This is a genomic window from Rhodococcus erythropolis NBRC 15567 (assembly GCF_001552595.1).
Taxonomy (GTDB): Bacteria; Actinomycetota; Actinomycetes; order Mycobacteriales; family Mycobacteriaceae; genus Rhodococcus_F; species Rhodococcus_F erythropolis.
This window is the reverse complement of record NZ_BCRM01000001.1, coordinates 1,057,337-1,081,064: the sequence shown is the minus strand read 5'-3', so window position 1 is coordinate 1,081,064 and position 23,728 is coordinate 1,057,337. Positions and strand designations below refer to the sequence as shown.

The following is a 23,728-nucleotide window of genomic DNA, read 5'->3' as shown; positions in this document are numbered from 1 at the left end:
CTCCCGACAAGGTATTCACTCAGCCTGGTTCTATCCCTCCGCACACCGCTTGGTCACGCACCGGATTTACGGGCACGATAGGCGGCGACATGCGCCCTGTTCCCACAGTTTCCGGTGTCGCAGTATCGCTTCGAACGATTGCGCGACAAATCCACGAAGACCGCCTCGCAGTCCGGGGCCTCGCACCATCGCAACCTCGAGAATTCGTCGGTACGGATCAGATCGAGCACACCCATCGCCGCTTCTGCGGCCATCCGGTCCACCAGTGGCGAATCGTCAGCGGTGACGTGCAGATGCCAGCCGAGGTCGTCGTGCCTGGTGAGCCGCGGCCTCGCGCCCGATTCGAGTAGCAGTGTGTTCACCACCTCGACGGCGTCGTCCACTCCCGCGGCTTCCCAGAACTTTCGCAGTCGTGGACGCAGCGCACGAACCGCCGTCAATTCCTCCAGCGTGCCGTCCCGCCTGCCGGTCCAATGATCCGCGTCGAGAAACCGTGTCAGCTCCTCTTGATCCGGAAGCAGTTCAGCCCCGCCGCGGGCCGTGTTGACCAACGACGCGGCGAAGACGAGCGCCGATTCCGTGTCACCAGCAAAATGCACTTTGACTCCTGAGCTCTATCAACCTAATGTCAGCATCGTAATCGCTTTTACTCCTGACGGGTGACGACGTGAACTCTCGCAACGGCTTGATCTTCGCTCTGCTGTCCGCGGCAACGTTCGGCGTCTCGGGCCCGTTCGCGAAGTCTCTCATCGAATCGGGGTGGTCCCCCGGCGGCGCAGTGTTCGCGCGCGTTGCCGGCGGCGCACTGGTGATGATGGTGATCGCCGTAGCCACCCAATGGCCTCGCCTACGACAGGTGAGCGCCCACACGCGAACGGTACTGCTGTACGGGGTGTTCGCGATCTCGGGCGTTCAACTGTGCTTCTTCAATGCCGTGCAACATCTTTCGGTCGGCGTCGCATTGCTTCTCGAGTACCTTGCACCGATCATCGTCATCGGATGGGTGTGGATAACCAAGGGCGCGCGTCCGAGCGTGCAGACGCTTCTCGGTGCGGCGGTTGCCATGATCGGCGCCGCCGTGGTGATCGACGTCTTCGGATCGGCAGAGATCAGTGCCGTCGGAGTCGCCTGGGGACTGGCCGCCGCGGCATGCCTTGCAGTCTATTTCGTCATTTCCGAACGTGCGGACGGTGATCTCCATCCTGTTGTGCTCGCGGCATCGGGGCTCACGGTCAGTGCAATGGTCATCGGCGCGCTCGGACTCGTAGGCGTCCTCCCACTCCAGTTCTCGGCCTCGAACGCCGTCGTGGCAGACCATTCGGTGAACGTATGGCTGCCGGTGGTGGTCCTGGTCCTGGTCAGCACTGTCATTGCCTATCTCACCGGCATCGCCGCAATCACGCTGCTGGGGCCGACAATCGGATCTCTCGTAGCGCTGACCGAAGTGCTGTGCGCGGTCCTCGCCGCGTGGATCCTGGTCGGGGAATCCGTCACTGCACTCCAAGCTGTGGGTGGCGCAGCAATCATCGCGGGGTTGGTCCTCGCGCGCCTCGGCCAGGTTGCACCGAATCAGATACCGGCCGACCCGATGACAAATGTCATGGCAGAAGAATGACGGACGGACGAGGGATTACGACCTCGAAGCGAGCAGATTCTATGTATGACCTCAGCACAGGCACGGCATTCACCACAGGCACTGCACACACTCACTGAAGGATCGGCACACGACGCCGTCCGGTTGACCGGACTTCGCAAGAGTTTCGGAACCGTCGACGCCGTCAAGGGTATCGACCTGAGCATCCGCCCCGGCGAGATCGTCGCGTTCCTCGGCCCGAACGGCGCAGGCAAGACGACAACCATCGACATGATCCTCGGCCTGTCCCGGCCGACGTCGGGCGACGTGAGCGTCTTCGGAATGTCACCGCGATCGGCGATCGCCCGCGGACTCGTCTCCGCAGTCATGCAGACCGGCGGACTACTGAAAGAGCTGACGGTTGCCGAGACGGTGCAGCTGACCGCCAGCCTGTACGCCCAATCCCGTCCGGTCGACGAAGTGCTGGGGAGAGCCGGAATCCTCGACATCTCCGATCGCCTGGTCAGCAAATGCTCAGGCGGACAACAACAGCGGTTGCGATTTGCGATGGCGTTGCTGTCGAACCCGCAATTGCTCATTCTCGACGAGCCCACCACCGGAATGGACGTCGAAGGGCGTCGGGACTTTTGGTCCGCCATCCGCGCCGACGCAGATCACGGTCGCACTGTGCTTTTTGCGACGCACTACCTCGAAGAGGCCGATGTCTACGCCGACCGCATCATCCTGGTCAGGCAAGGCACCGTAGTCGCAGACGGGACCACCGCCGAGGTCAAGGCGATGGCGTCCGGACGCACCCTGCGCGCGACTGTTCCAGGCATCACCGACGAACTCCTGCGAGCCATACCGAACTCCGACGCCGTCGAGGTGCGCGGTGAGTCACTGCTCGTGCACTCGGGTGACACCGATGCCGTTGCACGGTTCCTGTTGACCAATACCCAGGCTCGCGATCTCGAAATCGTCTCGCGTGGCCTCGAAGACGCATTCATCGCACTCACGTCGAACAACTCCGAAGGACAGAAGTGATGACCACTGCAACCGAAGCGAACACCTACGGAGCCGAGCGAACCGTCGTACCTCTCGGCGGATTCAACACGACGCTACTGCGACTGGAATTTCGTCGCCTGACTCGCAATCGGCGCACGATGATCTTCACGCTCGTCATGCCGGTTGTCTTCTTCCTCGTCTTCGGTCTCGGTCAAGGCGACGACGACCACGGGATCGGACACGGCAATGTCGCCGCGTACATCATGATCAGCATGGCTCTCTACGGCGCGATGCTGGCCACCACCAGCGGCGGAGCGATGGTCTCGATCGAACGAGCGTCCGGATGGAGCCGACAACTTCGGCTGACTCCCCTGACCCCGGTCGCCTACATCGCCGTCAAACTGATCATGGCGATGCTGCTCGGTCTCGTCTCGATCCTTGTCGTCTACGTCGTCGGCGCGTTCACCTCGGCGCAGATGGACGGATCACTCTGGTTCACAACGGCATTGATCGCCTGGTTGGGATCGTCGATCTTCGCGGCCTTCGGCCTGTTCATGGGGTATCTACTCCCCAGTGAGAACGTCATGCAGCTGCTCGGACCGGGACTGGCTCTGCTCGCCTTCGGCGGCGGACTCTTCGTGCCGCTCACCGACGGTTCCGTTTGGGCGACCATCGCACAGTTCACCCCGATGTTCGGCATCAACGCCCTCGCCCACGCACCGTTGACGGGCAATAGCATTCACTGGACCTGGATCGTCAATATCCTGGTGTGGTTCGCCATCTTCGCCGGCGGAGCGATCTGGCGGTTCCAACGAGATACGGAGCGTGTGTAGTTGTCGCAAACGACTGACCGAGAAGATTCCGTCGCGCTCCCGCGGCGGAATCGTTTCGGCGTTCTCTTCGCGGCGGTCTGGATGGTATTTCTCGGCGGGCCGCTGATCGAGGGATGGAATCTGCGCGACGAACTGCGCGGCTGGACAGGGATTCTCGCGACGGTCGCCTTCGGTGCGCTCTATCTCTACACGTTCGCCACAACGCAGCAGCGGCGTCGAATGACAATGACTCGGCCGACGATTCGCGAAGCTGCACTGGCTTTGGCCGCCTTGACCGCGTTGGCCGCCGTGATGATCGTCAGCGTCGGGCCGACTGGTTTGGCAGCCGCACCGTATCTCGCGGTGACAGCGGTGACGCTGCTGCCGACCGTCGCGGGCGGCATTCTCGCCTTGGTGTTCGCGGCCTCCGTGGAGATAGTCAGCCTCTCGTCCGGGTGGGGGAACTACTCCGGACTCTCGCTCGGAGTCTGCGCGGCCGCATTCGCGACCTGGGGCATCATGTCCCTGATCAGCCGCAACTTCGCCATGCTCCATGAACGCGAAGAGCAGGAGCAGCGGGCAATCATGGAGGAGCGAACGAGGATGGCGCGCGATCTGCACGACATCCTCGGGCACTCGCTGACCGTCATCACGATCAAAGCCGAACTGGCCAATCGCCTACTCGATGTCGATATCGAACGTGCGCGCAACGAACTCGACGACCTCGAAAGACTTTCGCGTGACGCGTTGGCAGACGTGCGTTCAGCCGTCGAAGGATTTCGTGGGATTTCTCTTCCCGTCGAGATAGCCCGAGCACGAGAGGCATTGCGTGCGGCTGGTATCGAGGACGAGGTGCCGAGCAGTACCGACATGGTTCCCACGCGTCTTCGCGAACTCTTTGCATGGACGATCCGTGAGGGCGTCACCAACGTCGTTCGACACAGCGGTGCGACCCACTGCCGGATCACGGTCGACGAAAATAGTGCGTCGGTCGTCGACGACGGGCAAGGGGCCGGGTCGACGTCTTCCGGCAACGGTCTGATCGGATTACGCGAGCGCGCCGGAGCGTCGGGCGCACGAGTGATCATCACTCATCCCCAGCCGCAGGGGTTTGCACTTCAGGTAGTCGAACAGGAGACAGAGTGAACAGCCAGGGCGATCGAGCAACCATACGGCTGCTCTTGGCGGACGACCAGGCGCTCGTGCGAGGAGCGTTGGCCGCACTACTCGATCTGGAATCCGACCTCTCCGTGGTGGCCGAGGTCGGTCGCGGCGACGAGGTTGTGGCCGCTGTTCTCGAACACCGCCCAGATGTCGCGCTTCTGGACGTCGAGATGCCCGGCATGGACGGAATCGCCGCGACGGCGGCCCTTCGCGAGGCAGCACCCGACACCCGAGTCCTGATCGTCACCACGTTCGGACGTCCCGGATTTCTTCGCAAAGCCCTGCACGCCGGGGCCGGCGGGTTCGTCGTCAAGGACACACCCGCCAGGCAGTTGGCCGACGCAGTCAGGCGTGTCCACGCCGGACTGCGCGTCGTCGATCCCACCCTTGCGGCCGACAGCCTCGTCAGCGGCGAGTCGCCCCTGACGGAGCGTGAGACCCAAGTACTGCGCGCCGCTCACGACGGCGCACCCGTGGCAGCCATCGCAGGGGCGCTCTTCTTGTCCGCAGGGACAGTTCGAAATCATCTGTCATCCGCGATGGGCAAGACAGGTGCGTCGACGCGCGCGGAAGCCGTCAGAATCGCCGAGTCGAACGGCTGGCTCTGATCCGCGTGGCCGGAATCCGCTTCCCCGGCAAATAGTTCGCCGTTCGATTCTTGACGGCGATTTGTCCAGATCACTCAAAGTAGGGACCTTCTACCCTAGGGATTTTCCCTGCAAACAACCCCCTCCGCGAGAATCCAAAACAGCTAATCGTTCGATAACTGGCTATGATGCAGTTAATTGAATCGACGGAGCCTGTGCGTAACGGGGGAAGGGACGTCTCATGTCGAACCAGTTCAACGATCGCTTGAACTCGCTGTTCGAGACTGCCGACTTTCACGTCACCAACGCGATGGTCGTTCGCGGCATGACCGAGTTCGGCTGCCGCATCTCGACGCCGTACCTGTCCCAACTGCGCACCGGCGTCCGAACCAACCCGTCACCCGAAGTGGTTGCCGCCCTCGCCCACTTCTTCAACGTCCATCCGGACTACTTCTACGCCCCGTCCGATCAAACTCCGCCCGCGATCTCGGGCGGCGAGGCGGACCTCTCTCTCCTCGAGCAGCTGCACAACGTGCGCCTGCGAAACCTCACCTCTCGCGTCGTCGATCTATCGCCGTCTTCGCAGGATCTGCTTGTCGAAATGGCGGAGAATCTACGTTCCTCCGAGAATCTTCCGCGCGTACCACCGGACTCGAATTCCTACATGTCACGCGCGTAGCGCCCTTCGCCGACTCTCCTTGACTGCTCAGGGAGGGTTGGCCTTATGCTGGTCGATGCAGCTGGTTCGCCCGGCGCGGTCATGAGGAGCCCCGAAGACCGTTCCCGGCGTCGAAGCCCCGTCAGCGCAAGCTGTCGGAGTGAGAGGGAACCCGGTGAAAATCCGGGACTGTCCCGCAGCGGTAAGCAGGAACGACCGCCGTTTATGTGCACTGGGCATCCGCCTGGGAAGCGACGGCCAGTAGGTTCGATCCAACTCGATCGAGTGCCCGCGAGTCCGAAGACCTGCCGACTGTGTCGGGCACGCCGTGCCCGACGGTCCACCGCCTCGTGGAATGGGCGTGTAGATCTCCATCGGACCTCGTGTGCGGTGCGGGCAGTACTGTCCGCCGAAACTCGAGGTCTCGTGAGGTGTACCCGTCTGCCGGCAGTGGCCATCAATGCATTGGCAATCTGGAGAAACTCCGTGACAACAACATTCACTTCGACCGTGCTGGGCTCACCGCGCATCGGTCCTCATCGAGAACTCAAGCGGGCAACCGAAAGCTACTGGGCAGGGCGCATCGACGCCGACGCCCTGCAGGCTGTCGCCCGTGACCTCCGTCGGCAGGGCTTGGCCGACCTCCGTGACCTGGGCCTCGACTCCGTCCCGGTCAATACCTTCTCCTTCTACGACCAGATGCTCGACACCGCAGTTCTTCTCGGCGCGCTGCCCGACCGCGTCGCGTCGGTCGCCGATCCGTTGGACCGCTACTTTGCCGCTGCCCGTGGGACGGACACCATCGCGCCACTCGAAATGACGAAGTGGTTCGACACCAACTACCACTACCTGGTGCCGGAGATTTCACCGTCCACCACGTTCGCACTCGACCCGTCCAAAGTCTTGTCCGAACTGGCAGAAGCACTTTCCGACGGCATTGCAGCCCGCCCGGTCGTCATCGGACCGGTCACCTTCCTGCTGCTCTCGAAGGCTGTCGGCACAGACGAGCCGCTGCTCTCGCGGCTCGACGAACTACTCCCCCTCTACGCGGATCTACTCGGTCGGCTCGCGAAGGCCGGTGCGAGCTGGGTTCAGCTCGACGAACCCGCCCTCGTGGGCGATCGCACCGATGAGGAAATCGAAGCGGCACGCGCTGCGTACGAACAGCTTTCAGCGCTGTCCGAGCGGCCGTCGATCCTGTTGGCGTCGTACTTCGGTTCGCTGCGTGACGCGTTGCCCGCGCTTGCGTCCACCGGCGTCGAAGGATTTGCCGTCGACCTGGTGGCCGGTCAGGATTCGATCGGCTCCGTACCTGAACTCGCCCGCAAACTAATCGTCGCCGGAGTGGTCGACGGACGAAACATCTGGCGGTCCGATCTGGACTCGGCACTGAGCACTTTGGGTGCCTTGCTCGGCAGCGTCGACACGCTTGCCGTCTCCACGTCGTGCTCCCTGCTGCACGTTCCGTACACACTCGACGCTGAGTCCGATGTCGACAAGGCCCTGCGCTCGTGGCTCGCGTTCGGCACCGAGAAGGTCAAGGAAGTAGTAACTCTCGCAACCGCTCTCACACAGGGCCGAGAGTCGGTGGAGGACGAGTTCGCTCTGGCACGAGCGGCCGCGTCGACCCGCAAGGACGATCGCAGACTCAATGATGCGAGTGTTCGAGGCCGTCTGGACGCGGTGCTGAACTCGGCGACCGGTCGCGCGCCCGCCGCCGAACGTCGCGCTGCCCAGGACGAGCTGCTTTCTCTGCCGCCGCTGCCCACGACGACCATCGGTTCATACCCGCAAACCTCGAAGATCCGCATCGCTCGCGCAGCACTGCGCAAAGGTGAGATCGACGAAGCCGAGTACGTCAACCGTATGCGCGCCGAGATCGCCGAAGTTGTTGCGCTCCAGGAAAAGCTGGACCTGGACGTGCTTGTTCACGGTGAGCCGGAACGCAACGACATGGTCCAGTACTTCGCGGAGCAGTTGGACGGATTCTTCGCCACCGCCAACGGTTGGGTCCAGTCGTACGGCACCCGCTGCGTGCGTCCGCCGATTCTGTACGGCGACGTCTCGCGCGCGAAGCAGATGACCGTCGACTGGATCACGTACGCACAGTCCCTGACCGACAAGCCGGTCAAGGGCATGCTCACCGGACCCGTCACCATTCTGGCCTGGTCGTTCGTCCGCGACGACCAACCCCTCGCCGACTCGGCAAATCAAGTCGCACTGGCCATTCGAGACGAGACCGTCGATCTGCAGGCCGCCGGAATCGGCATCATCCAGGTCGACGAACCGGCTCTGCGAGAACTACTCCCACTGCGTGCCGAGGATCAGCGCGCCTACCTGGACTGGTCGGTCGGCGCCTTCCGGTTGGCCACCTCGGGCGTCGCGGATTCCACCGCGATCCACACGCACCTGTGCTACTCCGAGTTCGGAGCGGTGATCGGCGCCATCGCCGGCCTCGACGCGGACGTCACGTCCATCGAGGCGGCACGCTCACACATGGAGGTCCTCGACGATCTCAGTTCGGTCGGGTTCGATCTCGGCGTCGGCCCCGGAGTCTACGACATCCACTCGCCGCGGGTGCCGAGCGTCGACGAAATTGCCGAATCACTGCGTGAGGCACTCAAAGCTGTTCCGGTCGAGCGGTTGTGGGTCAACCCGGACTGCGGTTTGAAGACTCGCGGTTCCGTCGAGGTCGAGGCGTCACTGCGTAACCTCGTCGAAGCCGCGAAGGTGGTACGAGCGGAGCTTTAGGGGCAAAGCCCCGGTGCGCCTTTTTGGTAGTGGGCACTACCAAAAAGGCGCACGGGGGGTCAGCTCAACCACGTGTTGCCGAAGAGCAGAATCCCGTCCGCACTCGGCATCACTCCGTGCACGTTCTCGCGCCACGGGATGAAAACCTTGCCGGAGTTGACCACGGCCATCGGCGCCGTCTCGTTGACCACGGTTTGAATATCGTCGATGACGGCTCGCCGCTCATCCTCGCCCGACGCTGTTTGCAGCTTGCCGAGCAACTCGTCCATCCGAGCGTTCTTGTAGCCGAGAATGTTCGACGGCGATTCGCTGAACAGGTTGCCGTACATACGCACGAACGGTGACTCTTCCAGCACGTTGAACGCGAAGTAGGACACGTCGTAGTCATGCTTCGCGTACAGCATGGAAATCAGATCGTTGATGCTGGTTGCGTAGGTGATTTCGACCGTGAAACCCACTGCCTGCAAGAGCGACTGAAACGTCAGTGCGCTGCGCTGCGTCGCCGGATCGTTCATACCGACGTACGTCAGTTTTCCGTCGTAACCGTCGGCCTTCGCCTCGGCGAGATACTTCTTCGCCGCCTCGGGGTCGAAGCCGTTCCCGGCCACCGATCCGTGCCACTGCGACCACGACGCGAACATGTCGGTGCCGGGTTCGCCGAAGCCGCCCTGAACTCGCTCGTTGAACGTAGTCGGGTCCACCGCAGCGACAATCGCCTTACGCACGCGCTCGTCCTTCGCTGCCCGATCGTCGCGCTGATTGATTGCCAGAACGCCGGCCATGCTGGCCGAGTACACAAATCCTGGATCACCGGCTTCGAAAGCCTCGTGTATGAAATCGGGAGACTTCAGATAGGCGACCTGAATTCCGTCGGTGTGCAATCCCTCGAGTTTGCTCTTCTCGTTGACGATTGCCGGAAAGCGCAACTTCTCGAGGTACGGCGCCCCGTCCCAGTACGTCGGACGGGCAGCGAGCACCAATTCGTCCTGGGAGGCGAACTTCTCGACGGTGAACGGACCTGCCCCGATCGGGGTGAACGTGCCGGTAGCCATCGCCGAGGGCGCGACGATCATGCCGGGACCGGTGGTGAACATGATCGGGAACTCGTCCCACGGCTGCGCCAATGTGAAGACGACCGTACTCGGATCCGGTGAATTCATCTCGCGCACAGCGGTCTTCCACACCAGCGCGTGAGTTCCCTTCTTCTGCAGATAGTGATCGATGCTCCACAGGACTGCCGCACTGTCCATCGGAGTGCCGTCGCTGAAGGTGACGCCGTCGCGCAATTTCAGTGTCCACACCGTGTTGTCGCCGTTGGCCGACAAAGACTGCGCCAAGTGGGGAACGTATTCGCCCGCCGCCGTATCGAAGCGCATCAGAAGGTCGTAGATGGCTGCCATTTCGCTACCACCGGTAGCGCCGCCGTCCTGACGGTCAGCCGGATCGAGACTGCTGATCCCGTTGTAGGTGGCAAACGACACGGTGCCACCCGAGCGCGGCTCTCCCCCGTTGTTCTGGTCACCGACAACTCCGACCGTCACGTCCGATGCATCCGTGGTCGTACCTTGGCTGCTACCGGCGCACCCCGTCACCACCAGTGTCGCCGACGCCAGGACAACCATCCAGATTCGAGAGCGAGCTCGGTACGAGCGCTTCATTGCGACTCACTTTCACAGTTCACGGACACGTCGATCCTTGGATCGGACATCCCGGCAGTTTTGTAAGTGAATTCTAGGTAAGGACGCTTCCTGCGTCTTCGTTTTCACGAAGCTGAAGCGATGATTCGCATTCACAGCGACACAAACAAGAACTTAATTCTAGAGTGACACCGTTCAGCGAAGTACCAGTCCGATGACGTCTTCGACGTTCCGCTGGGCCTCTGCGAATCCGATCCGGCCACTGGTCCACAGTGCAAGGGCCGTCAACATCGTGCCGCCCATTGCCACGGCCGCAACCCGCGCCGTCTCGGCCGGAATACCGTCCATCAATTCGAACAGCATTCTCCGATGTGCAGCCGCGCGCTGATCCAACGACTCGATCACGAACTGATCCGAGGACGAATGGAGTTCGATCTCGAGTCGAGCGAAGTGAGGCCTACGCTCGAATGCCTTCATCTCGCGGCGATGAAGTGCCAGAACCCGTTCGTACGCGTTGCTCTCTTCGCCGCCCGTTTGCGACTCCTCAGGACGACGAGCGGATTCGAGCCCGCTCCACGCCGTCATCGCCGCAGCAAGAAGTTGCTGTTTGGTCGGAAAGTAGCGATAGAGAGTGCCTAGCGCCACGCCTGAACGCTCCGACACTTCTTTCATCTGGATTCGATCCGACGGCATCTCTGCAAGCATCTCGACCACCGCCGTGGTCAATCGTCGTCTCCGCTCGAGTTGCCCCACCGACATGAGGTCGGTATCCAGGGGAAACTCGTCGCTGCGCACAGTCACGCGCGTCACGATAGTTCAGAACCTCGACCGCAGTGCCAGGTTGCGAAGTTTCATCAGAACCCCGAAATCTAGTACATAGATTAATCACCTGCCGATCGCGCTAGGGTTAGTCCATGAATGACCGGACAACCGATGACCAGTCAACCGTCGGCGAACTCAATTTCTGGTCGTTCATCGAACTGGCCAACAAAAAGCTGGCCACCGAACACGGCTTTCGCGATCAGCTCGCCACCGAGGTTCTCCTGACGCTCAACCGAGCCTCCAACGTCGTCACGTACGATCTCGAGTCGTCGATCCACCGCCCTCGAGGCTGGTCATGGTCCTCCTTCCGACTGTTGTTCGTCACCTGGCTGGCCGGTCCGATCGAGCCGAAGGCTGCCGCCGAGCTCACCGGAATGAGTAGGGCAGCGGTCTCCAATCTGTCCAAGTCGCTGCTGGCAGACGGATTGATCGATCGTCGACCCACCGAGAACGACGGCCGTTCGGTCCAGCTGTACCTGACCGACAAAGGCCGAGAAGCCATGGTCGAAGCGTTTCGCGAGCAGAACGAACGCGAACACGCCTGGGTCAGCGTCCTGAGCGAGGCCGAACAGCGAATTCTTGTCATGCTCCTGGACAAACTGATCACCAACCGCAGCCAGTTCGACGTACGCGGACGTAACTGACATAGACCCGAACCCCCTTGGAGGGTTGCGCCCATCACATCATTTTAGTTAATGTATTTACTATCTGGTGGAGGTGAGCCAGGCAGAACAGCACAGAAGGAGCCCCGTCATGGCGTTCTATCGACAACTCGGCAACATCCCACCGAAGCGTCACACCCAACACCGTGACGAGTCCGGCAACCTCTACTACGAAGAGCTGATGGGGGAGGAAGGTTTCTCCTCGGATTCTTCGTTGCTCTACCACCGCGAGATCCCGTCGGCCATCGTCGACGCAACGGTCTGGGAACTGCGCGATCAGAGCACAACCCCCAACCATCCCCTCAAACCGCGCCATCTGAAACTCCACACACTGTTTCCCGAAAGCACCTGGAACGAGACCGACGTGGTAACCGGCCGTCGTCTCATCCTCGGAAATGCCGACGTGCGACTGTCCTACGTCGTTGCGGCGGCGCCATCTCCCCTGTACCGCAATGCAATCGGCGACGAGATGGTCTACATCGAATCTGGCGAGGCGACCGTCGAGACTGTCTTCGGCACACTCGAGGCCTGTGAAGGTGACTACGTCCTGATCCCGATGTCCACAACGCATCGATGGATACCCAAGGGTGACAAACCACTTCGTGCCTACGCCATCGAAGCGAACAGTCACATCGTCCCGCCCAAGCGCTATCTTTCCCGCTTCGGCCAGCTACTCGAGAACGCACCGTTCTGTGAACGAGACCTGCACGGACCGACCGCGCCCATGATCGCCGAAGGCACCGACATCGAGGTACTGGTCAAGCACCGCACGTCGGCGGGCATCGTCGGCACCCGAATGGTTTATCCCACGCACCCTTTCGATGTCGTCGGTTGGGACGGATGCTTGTACCCGTACACCTTTAACATCTCCGACTACGAGCCGATCACGGGCCGTGTTCACCAGCCGCCGCCCGCGCATCAGGCATTCGAGGGGAACAACTTCGTGATCTGCAACTTCGTGCCCCGCAAGGTCGACTACCACCCCCTGTCGATCCCCGTGCCGTACTACCACTCGAACGTCGACTCGGACGAGATCATGTTCTACTGCGGCGGAGACTACGAGGCACGCAAGGGTTCCGGCATCGGGCAGGGTTCGATATCGATTCATCCCGGCGGCCACGCCCACGGCCCACAACCCGGCGCATACGAGCGAAGCATCGGCGCCGAGTTCTTCGACGAGCTGGCCGTGATGGTCGATACGTTCCGGCCCCTCGAATTGGGTGAGGGAGCCTTGGCCTGTGAAGACGAAGCGTACGCCTGGAGTTGGGCAGGGCGGGGGCCTAAGCAATGACGATCATCTCCGCACTCCTGCGCGGCCTGTGCGACGACGCAGCACTCTTCCCACCCGGCAATGCTCCTCTCGCCGAGGCAGTTCCGGCCCACGCGGCCTACCAGCAGGCGGACTATGACGCACTGGTCGGGCCCTTCGTCTTTCCCGCGCCGCGATTGAGCGAACTGGCCGCGTACGTTTCAGCTGACAACCCGGTGACGCTGAGTCTGACTGTGCCGGCCGGTCCAGCCGATACGGCGGCGGCACTGTCGAACGCGCTCGCTATCCCCGGTGTCAGCGTCGCCGCCGTCGAAGTGGGAATTCCTGACGGGTTGGACGCCGAAGCCGCCTTCGAGGAACTCGCTCCCGTCCATGCCGCTCATCCCGACCTGGACATTTTTGTCGAGGTACCCCGCGGTGATCGACGCGTGGACTTTCTGACGGCGCTCGAAACCGCCGGGTATTCCGCGAAGTTTCGCACCGGAGGAATTGTCGCCGAAGCGTACCCGGACGAGGACGAGCTCGCCGACGCCGTGATATCCGTTGTCCGAGCGGGTATCCCGTTCAAGGCGACCGCGGGACTGCATCACGGCGTGCGCAATACCGATCCGGAGACAGGTTTCGAGCAGCACGGCTTCCTCAACATCATGGTGGCCGTCAACGCTGTGAGGCGGGGCGCCGACCGCTCGGAAGTTGTTGCTGCTCTGGCGCAACGCGATGGCGAATCGATCGCGCAAGCCCTGGCCGAACTGACCGCGGACGAGGCCGGCGAGGTGCGTCGCCGCTTCCTCTCGTTCGGGACCTGTAGCATTTCGGACCCTCTCACCGAGCTCGAAGGTCTCGGATTGATCGTCCGCTCCGACAAAACCGAAGGAACACTCGTATGACCGTCACGACCATCGACATTCCCGCCGACTCGTTGTTCGGGATCGACAATCTGCCATACGGCATCTTCTCCCCCGCCGGAGGATCACCGCGTGTTGGTGTTCGGGTCGCCGACTCGGTGGTCGATCTCGCAGCGACACTGGGAGATTCCGTCTTCGCCGAACCGACTCTGAATGCGTTCATGGCGCTGGGCCGGGATCAGTGGGTATCGGTGCGTAATCGGATCACGGATCTAGTGACCGGCGAAATAGACTCGGACGCAGTGTTTCCCGTCGACTCAGTCACAATGCACTTGCCGATCGCGGTGGCCGACTACGTGGATTTCTACGCGTCGGAAAATCATGCGACCAACCTCGGACGCCTGTTCCGCCCCGACGCTGCTCCCTTGATGCCGAACTGGAAGCACCTTCCGGTCGGATACCACGGGCGCTCGAGCACCATCGTCGTCTCCGGCACCGATATCGTTCGCCCCTGCGGACAGCGCAAGTCACCCGATCAGGAGAACCCGGATTTCGGACCGTCCCGCCGCCTCGACATCGAGGCCGAAATGGGCTTCATCGTCGGAACTCCCTCGAAGATGGGCAATTCCATCACCCCGGACGACTTTGCCGAGCACGTCTTCGGCGCCGTCGTCGTGAACGACTGGTCTGCCCGAGACATCCAGGCGTGGGAGTACGTGCCCCTCGGTCCGAACCTGGGGAAGAGTTTCGCGACCTCCATCTCACCGTGGGTCGTACCCTTGCTCGCTCTCGAAGCAGCCCGAATCGATACGCCGGTGCAGGACCCCGAACCGCTCTCTTACCTGCGCGGCGAGGAGAAGTGGGGGTTGGACATCGACCTGGCCGTCGAATGGAACGGTCACGTCGTCTCCCGGCCGCCCTACGCCCAGATGTACTGGTCGCCGGCGCAGATGCTCGCGCACACCACCATCAACGGCGCAGCAGCGAGCACCGGCGATCTCTTCGCGTCCGGAACCATTTCCGGACCGGACAAGGATCAGCGCGGCGCCTTCATCGAACTGACCTGGGGTGGCAAGGAACCCGTGACCGTGGGCTCCGAGACTCGAACCTTTCTCGAAGACGGCGACACCATCGCCATCTCGGCCACCGCTCCCGGCGTCGGGGGATCACGAATCGGCTTCGGGGATGTTCACGCTCGGATCCTGCCGGCAACGCAAACCGAAAGATAACGATTGACAACTGTTTGATTCACGCTGATCTGATGTCCGGAATTCCTTGCCTCACGATTCTCCGAAGATAAGCTGGACTAACCATCCAGAGCGATCGAGAGTCCTGGCTCCGTGACGTCGCAGCAACCCCCTCTGCTGAGGTGCGGGTGCTTTCTGCCAGGTCCGATGGAGGACTCGTGCCAGGCGATCGACCCCGTACCTCAGTGGGGACAGCAGCTGTCGTAGTGATCGTGGGCGGTGGCCCCCGCGGGACCGGCGTACTCGAGCGAATCCTCGCTCACGAATCGGTGAACGCCGATCCCGTACCGATCGACATTCACGTCGTGGACCCGTATCCGGCAGGCGCCGGCCGCATTTGGCGAGGCAGCCAGGCGCCGCTTCTGTGGATGAATTCGACAACCGCGGACGTCACGATGTTCACCGACGAGACCACCGCCGTGACCGGCCCAGTGCTGCCGGGTCCGACCCTCGCGGAATGGGTCGCCGAGCACTCGGCTGAACTTGCCGAATTCCCCGAAATCGCGGCAGAAGTCCCGATGATCACCCCGTCGTCGTTTGCATCGAGGTCACTGCAGAGCCGATACCTGAACTGGGTGTTCCAGACCGCGGTCGACTCCGCACCAGCGCACGTCGACGTTCGGGTTCATCGACGATCAGTGGTCGACATCGTGAACGTCGGCGAGATACAGACGGTTCATCTGGACGACGGAGTTGTCATCGAAGCGACGGCCGTCCTTCTCGCGCAAGGGCACCCCGATGCGTTGGCTGCCCCGCGTGAAACCGCGCTGACCAGCTTCGCGTCCGACCACGGGTTGACCTACGTAGGTCCGGGATACACCGCCGACCTCGACGCCGATGTCATTCCCGAACGCGAACCGGTTCTGATCGCCGGGCTCGGGCTGGCTTTCATCGACTGGATGGTTCTCCTCGCCGAGAGCCGCGGCGGCGTCTTCGAACGCGGTGAGGACGGCACCCTCACTTACACTCCCTCGGGTCGGGAACCTCTGTTGTACGCCGGATCTCGTCGAGGCGTGCCGTACCACTCCAAGATTTCGTACTCGATCGCCGACGCGCGGCCACCGCTACCCCGGTTCTTCACCGCTGATCTTGTGCCCGGCGACGGGCCGTTGGATTTCCGAAACGACATCTGGCCGCTGGCGTCGAAAGAATTGGCAGGCGCCCACTATCACGAACTGTTCGCGTCGCACCCGGATCGGACGGTGGGCACCTGGGAGGAGTTCGACGCCGAATTCGCCTCGCTGGCTTGGGGATCGCCTCGATTGCAGGAACTGGTCGAGAACGCAGTCCCGAAGCCGGAAGACCGTATCGATCTCGAGCGGCTGAACCGCCCACTCGGCGGTGAGCGCTACGACGGGCTTGCCGAGGTCCAGTCCCGGATCACCGAATACATCTCGGCAGATGTCGCGCGGAGGTCGGACCCGTATTTCAGCGCCGACGCGGCTGTCTTCTCAGCGCTGCTGTCGACGTACATGACCGTCGGAGAATTGTTGCGGCGCGGCAGAATCCCGGCCGAATCCGTCGCCAAGGACGTCGAGGGTTGGCTTCATTCGTTCTTCAGCTTCATCGCCAGTGGCCCGCCGCCCGAGCGTTTGGAACAGTTGGTCGCGCTCAACGAGGCCGGCATCGTCCAGTTCCTCGGGCCGGATTCGGTGTTCTCCACCGAAATCGACCCGGTAACGGGGGCTGGGATCTTTGTCGCTCGTAGTGCGTCGCACACCGACATCGTGGCCACGAACACCCTCGTCGAAGCACGCTTGCCGGTTGCGTCCATCAGCGCGAGCGGTGACTTGCTCCTGCGGACGCTTCACGGTCGGGGCGAGGCAGTCGAACTTCGTGCGACCGTGGACAGTTCGGCGAAGCTCGCCGTCGACGGTACTTCACGAATTCTCGACCAGGACAACACAGCTCATCCTCGCCGCTTCGCGGCCGGGCCGTGGGTTGCAGGCCACAACTGGTCGGCGGCTTTCCCTCGTCCCCGTACCAATGCGGGGTTTTTCCGGCACAACGACGCCCTGGCGGCGGAGATTTTGGGCGCTGCGCGCCTGTGAGCGGTTAGGGAGTCCAGGGACTCCCTAACCGCTCACGGGGGCTGTGCCCCTCCTAGCTGAACACCAACTCACCCTCGTCAACCGCGACGGTGATACTGCCGCCCTCTTCGAGGAGATCGTCGAGCAGCATGTCGGCGATCTTGTCGTCGACCACACGCTGAATCGAACGACGCAACGGGCGAGCCCCGAACTCGGGTTGATGCCCGTGCTCGGCAATCCAGTCCACTGCGTCGGCGGTGAACTCGATGTCGATGCCCTTGGACTGCAACCGCTTCCGGCTGTCGTCGAGCAACAGATCAGTGATCCGGTGCAGTTGCTCGGTGTCGAGCTTGCGGAAGATCACTATCTCGTCGATGCGGTTGAGGAACTCCGGCCGCATCGATTCGCGCAACCTGGCCATCACGCGGTCGCGCAGTGGCTTCTCCGCCGACTCTGCATCACCTGTGGTGAAGCCCAGTCCACCGGACTTGCTCGAAATGATGTCCGAGCCGAGATTGCTGGTCATGATCACGACGGTGTTCTTGAAGTCCACCGTTCGACCCTGACCGTCGGTCAGACGCCCATCGTCGAGCACCTGGAGCAAGGTGTTGAACACGTCCGGGTGTGCCTTTTCGATCTCGTCGAGCAGGATCACCGAGTACGGGTTACGACGCACCTGTTCCGTGAGCTGTCCGGCCTCGCCGTAGCCGACATATCCGGGAGGAGCACCGACCAATCGGCTTACCGTATGCCTCTCACCGAACTCACTCATGTCGAAGCGCAGCATCTTGTTCTCGTCACCGAAGAGTGTGGCAGCCAGAGCTTTTGCGAGCTCCGTCTTGCCGACACCGGTAGGTCCGAGGAACAGGAAGCTACCGACGGGACGATCCGGATCGCTCATACCGGTCCGGCTACGACGCACCGCACGCGCGATTGCGCGAACGGCGTCATCTTGCCCGATGACACGACCGTGCAGTTCCTCTTCCAGACGGCGCAGGCGATCTTTCTCTGCTTGAGTCATCTGGCTGGCCGGAATACCCGTGGCACGGGCGACAACCTGGGCGATCTGTTCAGCAGTCACATCCGGAGTTTCCTCGGAAGGAACCGAGGATCCTGCCTTCTCGAGACGCTTTGCGACGCCGTTGATCTCGTCACGCAGGGTCGACGCCTTCTCGTACAATTCATCGGCGACGGCTTTCTCCTTGTCGCTCTCGAGCTGCTCGAGACGTTGCTGCAGTGCAGCGGTGTCCACGGTGGCCGTCTTCAACCGAAGCCTGGCGCCGGCCTGGTCGATCAAGTCGATTGCCTTGTCCGGCAAGAACCTGTCGCCGATGTAACGTGCCGACAGCTCCACCGCAGCGGTGATCGCCTCGTCGGTGTAGTGCACCTTGTGGTGATCCTCGTACCGACTGCGCAGTCCGCTCAAGATCGCGATCGCGTCCTCGATCGACGGCTCCCCGACCTGTACGGGCTGGAAGCGCCGCTCGAGCGCGGGATCCTTCTCGATGTTCTTGCGGTATTCGTCGAGCGTGGTGGCGCCGACGATGTGCAGTTCACCGCGAGCGAGCTTGGGCTTGAGGATGTTTCCGGCATCCATCGCACCTTCGGCGCCGCCTCCGGCACCGGCGATGGTGTGCATCTCGTCGATGAAGACGATCAGCTCGTCCTTGTGTGCGGTGATCTCGTCGATCACCTTGGTCAGCCGTTCCTCGAAGTCTCCGCGGTAGCGAGTACCCGAGACCATGCTCGAGAGTTCGAGCTGGACTATCCTCTTGCCCACCAACGATTCCGGGACATCCCCGTCGACGATGCGCTGGGCGAGACCTTCGACGATGGCAGTCTTGCCGACGCCGGCCTCACCCACCAGGACGGGGTTGTTCTTGGTGCGGCGGGAGAGGATCTCGATGGTCTGTTCGATCTCGTCGGCGCGGCCGATCACCGGATCGATGCCGCCGTTGCGTGCGCGATCGGTGAGATCGACGCCGTACTTGTCGAGCGTCGGTGTGGTGGACTCGTCTTCGACTGGACCGGCTGCAGGATTCTGAACCGCTGCCTGCAGCTTCTCCGGCGTGATGCCGGCCGAAGCGAGCAGACGACCCGGAACATGATCGGGGTCACCAGCCAATGCGATGAAGAGGTGTTCGGGATCGATGTACGTCGATCCCAGGGCTCGGGCCAGTTGATGAGCCTCGAGTAGAGCGGTTTTCACGGCGCTGCTGAGCGCAGGAGCAGAGTAGGCCCCCTGCTCACGGCCTTGTGGCAGCCGCAGGTCGACGGCGTCGACCACGGATTTCGGGTCGGCTCCGGCGCGCTGCATGAGCGTGCGGACCGGATCCTGCTCCGCCATGACGCGGAGAACGTGCAGTGCATCGAGATCCGAATCACCGCGAGCAGCCGCTACACGTGCAGCGTCAGCCATGAGTTGCTGGGTGGCCCTGCTCATGAGCCGGGAAATATCGATGCGACCGGGACCCTCGGGCCCGAAGAATGCTGGCATTCCGAAGCCTCCTTGCAGAAAGTTGAGCGTTACTGACTCAATTAACGTGCATGGGGCTCGATCAATTCCCGCGGGCTCAGATTTGTTTCAACACCTTCGGGCCACAGATCGTTCTCAACTACCGAAGGATCCGGTAGATCGACCGACCGGGTACGCCTCGACTTGCATGATCACCGATCCCTCGCAGGGACCACTCGCGATGTCGGTACGCCACGAACCTTTCAGACTGCCATCGGGCTGAGGTGTGTAATACGCCTCGGAGTGCGCCGGTGCCCACACCTTGGGCACGCCTTCCCCCTGGTAGCAATCCCACTCCCAGTCATAGGGGTGCACCCAACTGGTTCCGTCCCAGGTGTATCGCGCAGGCTGCGGCAACGTCGGATTGGCGGGAGCCGGACCGCCGACCACTGTGGCGATACAGACTCCGCTCGAGCAATCCGTCTCGAACGTGTATGTATCGGAGAAATCCGGCTCCCACTGGCTGGCGGCCAGACTTGTGCCCGTCTTGGTCGCGGCGAAACGCTTGAGCGAGTAATCACCGGACCAGTTCGCATCCGCAGCCCCCGCGGGCATCGCTCCGGCGACAAACCACGTAGCAACGAGAGCAACCACCAACAATGACTTTCGCATGCGTGAAGTGAATCACAAGCTATGTCCGAATTGTCGGATACTGACCACAAGAACACCGACGACGATCAGCACCAGCGAAACCAACGGCAACGCTCCCGCACCCCTGTCCGCCAAGATCAGCCCGCCCACGACGCCGCCCGCTGCGATCGCCGCATTGAAGATCGTCACGAAAACCGATTGCGCAGTGTCCACAGCGTCGCCCGTCGTGTCGGCGAGCGCAGTCTGAAGGAGAGTGGGAGCGCCTCCGAATGCCACGCCCCATACCGCAACGCTGAGTGCGATCACTGCGAAGCTGTCACCGCCGACGCCCAACGCCGTCAAAGCTGCGGCAAAGACCACCAAGCTCAGCACGGTGAGACTTCGAAGGGCCCGGTCGACAAACACCCCGACCACACCGATGCCCACGAAGGCGAAAAGTCCGAACACGAACAAAACGATTCCCAACCGATCGCCGAAACCGATGCGATCCAGAAACGCCGCCAGATACGTGTACACGATGTTGTGCGCGAAGATCCACAAGAACGCGACAAACAGAATCGGTCGTACGCCCGGCAGGACCAGGACTTTCCGCACCGACAGCTGCCGATCCGCTTGTTGCCCGGGAAAGTCCGGCATCACCGTGAGTATCCACACGACCAGAAGTAGCGCAGCAACCGACATCACGGCGAAGACTACGCGCCAATCGGCCAGGGTCCCGAGCCACGCACCCATCGGAACGCCGATTGCCAGCGCGATCGGCTGTCCGACGGAGGCAACCGCAACGGCCCGCCCCTGCAGACGAGGGGGCGCCATCCTGCGTGCGTACCCAGCAAGCAACCCCCACACCACACCTGCTGCCATGCCCGCCAGAAACCGAACACCCAAGGTGAGAACAAGATTCGACGACAGCGCTGTCACCAGATTGAAGACACCGAATCCAACAGTCGCCGACACCAGGACAGCACGTCGTCGCAATCCTCGGGTCAATGCGATCAGTGGTACCGCCCCGACGACAGAGCCCAACGCGTATGCAGTGACCAATTGCCCGGCACCGGAGACAGATACGGACAGTCCTGACCCGATCTGCACCAGTAGTCCGCCCGGCATGGTTTCGGTTGTGATCGCTATGAAGCCTGCCATTGCGAGTGCCGACAACCCGGCCAGCGGTAGCGTCCGGACGGAATCGGTCTCCGCCAGTGCCGAAGTCGCAGTCCCGTCCGAGTTCGCGCTCACCTCGTCGGTGTTTCGGGACTGCCTTCACCCGACTGGCCGGAACGGACCAGTTCTGCAATCGACGCCCAGTCCATCTCGCCCTGACCGTTCGCCAGAGCCTGAGCGAGCACGCTTCGAAGTACGCCGCCGAACGGCAAATCGAGATCGACGCTGTCGGCGGCGTCGAGCGCAAGCCTCAAATCCTTGAGGCCCAGAGCGGTGGTGAATCCTGCAGGCTCGTACTGACGCGTCGCGACGAGGTTTCCGTAGCTGGAGTAGACCGGCCCCGGGAAGATCGTCGAGGTCAGCAGTTCTACGAGTTGGCTTCCGTCCACACCTGACCTCTCCCCCAATGTGATTGCCTCACCCAAGGATTGAATCGCGGCGAGGATGAGGTAGTTACCGATGATCTTGACGATGTTGGCCTGCTCCGGACGCTCACCTTGTGGCCACGTACGAGCCCCGATGACGTCGAGGAAGGGTTGCACTCGCTCGAGGAGGGAACTGTCGCCGCCGGCGATGATGTTCAACTGGCCGGCCTGAGCAACAGAAACGCGTCCGAATACCGGCGCCGCGATGTACCCGATGCCGTACTCGGCGTGCAGTGCGGCGGCGCGCTTGGCAAGGCCGACGCTGACGGTGGCCATGTTGACGTGCACGGTTCCAGTCGGAACGGATGCGAGTACGGCGGGATCCAGAATGGCCGCAAACACGGCCGAATCATCCGCCAACATCGACAGCACAACACCGGACTGGAATGCCTCGGCAACGGTTTTCGCGCCGGTCGCCCCTTCCGCGACCAATTCGGCTACCGCTTCAGGGCTGCGATTCCACACCGTCACGTCGAAGCCTGCACCCATCAGATTTCGAGCGATGGGACGACCCATCGCACCCAAACCGACCACGGAAACAGAAGTCATGGATTTCCCTCTCGAAAATGTTGAACCGTCTAAGACGGTTCAACACTCTCACACAGGTACAGTTGCTGTCGAACCGGTTGAGATGGTTCGCTACAAAGGAGGATGAAAGTGAACGAAGCAGGAGCTGATCAATCCGCTCGGGACGTGTTTCGACTCGACAACGACACGCTCGCCTTCCGCTTCACCGCCACCCTCACCAATCGGAACGGCTCGAGGTTCGAACGACTCACGAGCCCACAGCGACTCGAATTATGGTTACGCGCCAACGATCTGATGGACACCCCAGCAACCGCGACAGAAGACGACCTCCGCGGCGCGCAGGATTTACGTGAGGCCATTCATCGCATCGGAACCGCCGTATGCGAGGACCGCCGCGCCTCACGCGCCGATGTCGGGATCGTCAACACCGCATCCGAACTCGGTGATGCCCACCTCGTCCTCGAGAGTGGCCGGGCCCTCTGGAAATCAGCCGGAGACAATCCGATCCGCGACGCTTTGTCGATAGTGGCTGCCGACGCGATCGCGGTGCTCGGTGGACCCGACCACGACCGCGTCAAAGCCTGCCAGGGCGACGGGTGCACCGGCCTCTACGTCGACACCAGCCGCGGCAACAACCGACGCTGGTGCTCGATGAACATCTGCGGAAACAAAGCCAAGAAATCCGCGATGACCGCTCGCGCCGACTAGCTCATCTCACCTTCACCGCGACTCCATTTCGCCGCCACTCGGTTCCACAGCTTCTCGATCGGCGTCGACAGCAGGAGAAGAAACAGCGGGAAGTACGACGTCACCGGAACGAGCACACTGACGAGCAGCGCCACCACCATGATCAGGAAAGTGACGATTTCAGCGGTGAAATGCGGCTTCGCATTCTCTTCGCTCAACGAAGGGTTGCGAACCAGACCCCACGCGACCACCGCCAGGCACGCAGCACTGGCTGCCATTGTCCCGATGTAGAGAGCCCTGGTTCCGAGATCCTGCGACGGCGCTGCAACGAGCGCAGTCGGGAACGGCAAGAACACGATGGTCATCACCCACAACCCCAGCCCGCGCACAACCACCTTGTCTCCGTCGACCACGAAACGAAGCAGCCGATGCTGCGACCACCAGAGACGGAAGATCACCAGAAAGCTCAGGGCGAACGAATAGAACTGCGCCGCGTGATCGCGCAGGAGTTCCGACGTGGTGCCGTGGTGGTCACTGGTGAGTTCGACCAGCGGCAGGACGAGCAGCGTGATCGCAATGGCGACAATCGCGTCGACGAAAGTGACGTAGCGCTCGAAGTAGCGGGTGCGTTCCGCAATCTCAGCCATTGCGGAAGCATAAGCCTCACAACAAGAAACAGACCGGCGACGCCACTTTGCGGGAGGCGGTATCCCGAAACATACAATTAACGAATCAAATTCGTTATACCCCTTGACCGAGGC

At 62.1% G+C, this 23,728-nt stretch carries 21 protein-coding genes and 2 riboswitches; of the genes, 13 read left to right on the top strand and 8 right to left on the bottom strand.

Annotated features, from left to right (window positions below):
- Positions 1-53: 53 nt before the first annotated feature.
- Positions 54-599 carry a CGNR zinc finger domain-containing protein gene (locus RE4_RS05210; protein WP_060938128.1) on the bottom strand — a complete coding sequence of 182 codons (546 nt, stop codon included), beginning with the start codon at positions 597-599 and terminating at the stop codon, positions 54-56.
- A gap of 68 nt (positions 600-667) precedes the next feature.
- Between RE4_RS05210 and RE4_RS05205 the strand changes: the two genes are divergently transcribed.
- The 7 genes from RE4_RS05205 (at position 668) to metE (ending at position 8,550) form a co-directional block, all read left to right on the top strand.
- Positions 668-1,615: an EamA family transporter gene (locus RE4_RS05205; RefSeq protein ID WP_060938127.1), complete on the top strand. Its 948-nt coding sequence runs from the start codon at positions 668-670 to the stop codon at positions 1,613-1,615.
- A 45-nt stretch (positions 1,616-1,660) separates the two neighbouring features.
- Positions 1,661-2,617, top strand: a complete 957-nt coding sequence (locus tag RE4_RS05200) for an ABC transporter ATP-binding protein (protein ID WP_019745004.1) — start codon at positions 1,661-1,663, stop codon at positions 2,615-2,617.
- Positions 2,617-3,411 carry an ABC transporter permease gene (locus tag RE4_RS05195; RefSeq protein WP_019745005.1) on the top strand — a complete coding sequence of 265 codons (795 nt, stop codon included), beginning with the start codon at positions 2,617-2,619 and terminating at the stop codon, positions 3,409-3,411. The genes RE4_RS05200 and RE4_RS05195 overlap by 1 nt, the downstream gene beginning before the upstream one ends.
- Positions 3,412-4,536 (top strand): sensor histidine kinase, encoded by a 1,125-nt coding sequence (locus tag RE4_RS05190; protein WP_021332163.1) that lies wholly within the window; start codon positions 3,412-3,414, stop codon positions 4,534-4,536.
- Positions 4,533-5,162, top strand: a complete 630-nt coding sequence (locus RE4_RS05185) for a response regulator transcription factor (protein ID WP_019745007.1) — start codon at positions 4,533-4,535, stop codon at positions 5,160-5,162. The genes RE4_RS05190 and RE4_RS05185 overlap by 4 nt, the downstream gene beginning before the upstream one ends.
- Before the next feature lie 220 nt (positions 5,163-5,382).
- On the top strand, positions 5,383-5,820 hold the full coding sequence (locus tag RE4_RS05180) for a helix-turn-helix domain-containing protein (RefSeq protein WP_019745008.1): 438 nt from the start codon (positions 5,383-5,385) through the stop codon (positions 5,818-5,820).
- Positions 5,821-5,917: 97 nt separating this feature from the next.
- Positions 5,918-6,126, top strand: a riboswitch (cobalamin riboswitch).
- Between the two features lie 159 nt (positions 6,127-6,285).
- A complete protein-coding gene (metE, locus tag RE4_RS05175; RefSeq protein ID WP_060938269.1) occupies positions 6,286-8,550 on the top strand; it encodes a 5-methyltetrahydropteroyltriglutamate--homocysteine S-methyltransferase in 2,265 nt (754 codons plus the stop codon).
- A gap of 59 nt (positions 8,551-8,609) precedes the next feature.
- On the opposite strand, the gene RE4_RS05170 is transcribed toward metE, so the two are convergent.
- Together RE4_RS05170 and RE4_RS05165 are read right to left on the bottom strand one after the other, a co-directional pair.
- Positions 8,610-10,208: an ABC transporter substrate-binding protein gene (locus RE4_RS05170; protein ID WP_021345337.1), complete on the bottom strand. Its 1,599-nt coding sequence runs from the start codon at positions 10,206-10,208 to the stop codon at positions 8,610-8,612.
- A 174-nt stretch (positions 10,209-10,382) separates the two neighbouring features.
- Positions 10,383-10,997, bottom strand: coding sequence for a TetR/AcrR family transcriptional regulator (locus RE4_RS05165; protein ID WP_021345338.1), 615 nt, complete (start codon positions 10,995-10,997; stop codon positions 10,383-10,385).
- A 104-nt stretch (positions 10,998-11,101) separates the two neighbouring features.
- Between RE4_RS05165 and RE4_RS05160 the strand changes: the two genes are divergently transcribed.
- The 5 genes from RE4_RS05160 to RE4_RS05140 all read left to right on the top strand — a co-directional run bounded on the left by RE4_RS05160 (position 11,102) and on the right by RE4_RS05140 (position 17,084).
- Positions 11,102-11,653 carry a MarR family winged helix-turn-helix transcriptional regulator gene (locus RE4_RS05160; RefSeq protein ID WP_019745012.1) on the top strand — a complete coding sequence of 184 codons (552 nt, stop codon included), beginning with the start codon at positions 11,102-11,104 and terminating at the stop codon, positions 11,651-11,653.
- A gap of 109 nt (positions 11,654-11,762) precedes the next feature.
- A complete protein-coding gene (locus tag RE4_RS05155) occupies positions 11,763-12,962 on the top strand; it encodes a homogentisate 1,2-dioxygenase (protein ID WP_020908862.1) in 1,200 nt (399 codons plus the stop codon).
- Entirely contained in the window at positions 12,959-13,828 is an 870-nt protein-coding gene (locus RE4_RS05150; protein ID WP_060938126.1) for a hypothetical protein, read from the top strand. The genes RE4_RS05155 and RE4_RS05150 overlap by 4 nt, the downstream gene beginning before the upstream one ends.
- Positions 13,825-15,015: a fumarylacetoacetase gene (gene fahA / locus RE4_RS05145; RefSeq protein ID WP_060938125.1), complete on the top strand. Its 1,191-nt coding sequence runs from the start codon at positions 13,825-13,827 to the stop codon at positions 15,013-15,015. Before RE4_RS05150 ends, fahA begins: the two co-directional genes overlap by 4 nt.
- Positions 15,016-15,093: 78 nt before the next feature.
- Positions 15,094-15,187, top strand: a riboswitch (SAM riboswitch).
- Positions 15,188-15,191: 4 nt separating this feature from the next.
- Positions 15,192-17,084, top strand: a complete 1,893-nt coding sequence (locus tag RE4_RS05140; RefSeq protein ID WP_238076553.1) for an FAD/NAD(P)-binding protein — start codon at positions 15,192-15,194, stop codon at positions 17,082-17,084.
- 52 nt (positions 17,085-17,136) lie between these two features.
- On the opposite strand, the gene RE4_RS05135 is transcribed toward RE4_RS05140, so the two are convergent.
- The 4 genes from RE4_RS05135 to RE4_RS05120 form a co-directional block, all read right to left on the bottom strand.
- Positions 17,137-19,560 (bottom strand): ATP-dependent Clp protease ATP-binding subunit, encoded by a 2,424-nt coding sequence (locus RE4_RS05135; RefSeq protein WP_060938123.1) that lies wholly within the window; start codon positions 19,558-19,560, stop codon positions 17,137-17,139.
- Positions 19,561-19,674: 114 nt separating this feature from the next.
- Positions 19,675-20,190: an Rv2253 family sensor-like surface protein gene (locus RE4_RS05130; RefSeq protein ID WP_060938122.1), complete on the bottom strand. Its 516-nt coding sequence runs from the start codon at positions 20,188-20,190 to the stop codon at positions 19,675-19,677.
- 12 nt (positions 20,191-20,202) lie between these two features.
- The gene (locus RE4_RS05125; RefSeq protein ID WP_081098302.1) at positions 20,203-21,402 is read right to left on the bottom strand and encodes an MFS transporter; all 1,200 of its coding nucleotides are present in this window, start codon (positions 21,400-21,402) and stop codon (positions 20,203-20,205) included.
- A complete protein-coding gene (locus RE4_RS05120; protein WP_021345345.1) occupies positions 21,399-22,301 on the bottom strand; it encodes an NAD(P)-dependent oxidoreductase in 903 nt (300 codons plus the stop codon). Before RE4_RS05120 ends, RE4_RS05125 begins: the two co-directional genes overlap by 4 nt.
- 102 nt (positions 22,302-22,403) lie before the next feature.
- On the opposite strand from RE4_RS05120, the gene RE4_RS05115 reads away from it, so the two are divergent.
- A complete protein-coding gene (locus RE4_RS05115; RefSeq protein ID WP_021332152.1) occupies positions 22,404-22,988 on the top strand; it encodes a CGNR zinc finger domain-containing protein in 585 nt (194 codons plus the stop codon).
- Here the strand turns inward: RE4_RS05115 and RE4_RS05110 are convergent.
- Positions 22,985-23,614: a TMEM175 family protein gene (locus RE4_RS05110; protein ID WP_019745022.1), complete on the bottom strand. Its 630-nt coding sequence runs from the start codon at positions 23,612-23,614 to the stop codon at positions 22,985-22,987. The genes RE4_RS05115 and RE4_RS05110 overlap by 4 nt on opposite strands.
- Between the last annotated feature and the right edge of the window lie 114 nt (positions 23,615-23,728).